At 59.0% G+C, this 722-nt stretch carries 1 protein-coding gene; it reads right to left on the bottom strand.

The window, feature by feature from the left end; genetic code table 11:
• Nucleotides 1-12 precede the first annotated feature (12 nt).
• A complete protein-coding gene (locus tag ACSQ9D_RS34440; protein WP_436286168.1) occupies nt 13-591 on the bottom strand; it encodes a cytochrome P460 family protein in 579 nt (192 codons plus the stop codon).
• Nucleotides 592-722: the final 131 nt, after the last annotated feature.

Here is a 722-nt window from a genome sequence, read left to right as displayed (position 1 = left end):
GCCATGCCCCGCTTATCGGTTCAGGGGCGGATAGCCGCCCGTATAGATCCAGTCTGAGCCTTGCGCGGGTACGTGACAGGACTTACAGTCCGTCTTGTAGTCGGTGGATGTGGTCTTCTGGGGATTAGCCGCGTCGAACCACGACCAACCCCAGCCGTCGCCCCAAAGCTTGTTTCCTGGAAATCGGCCGGCGCTGTCTTTCACCATGACGAACCAGCCGGCAAGGGTGCCGGCACTGCTTACGGTTCCGGTCGTCATCTCCCGAGTAGTCGTATTGAACACTTCTTTCACGAGAACGGCGCCGTCGGGAAAGTGACCGTCCTTGCGATACGCGGCGATGGTTCCGGGCGATGCATAAACCACGTGCAGCCCCTTTGAGCCCGGACCGTCGTCTTTAGCCACCGCCCAGCTGCCCAGCATCTGATAAGCGGTCCGATAGTCGGAAGGTACGTGTAGATTTCCCTTGTCGTCGACAACGGTCGCTGCCGTTCCCTCGTACTGTGAGCGCTTATCCATCTGCGCGTGGGCAGTGACGGCGCCGATCGCGGCTAATCCCGCCATTGCGACGCCTAAGACACCGGCGATCCTCATGACACTGCTCCTTATGTTAGCGAACCTGTAGCGTTCGTTGACCATTTCACTTGTCCAGCAGCGGATAGAATTGCGTCCAGACGTCGTCTTTCTTGGCGCTCGCGATGTGGCAGAAGGCACACTCGGATTTG

Source organism: Rhizobium sp. LjRoot258, from assembly GCF_964254185.1.
GTDB lineage: Bacteria > Pseudomonadota > Alphaproteobacteria > Rhizobiales > Rhizobiaceae > Rhizobium.
Note: the sequence above shows the minus strand (reverse complement) of the source record. Positions and strands in the feature narration are given on the sequence as shown.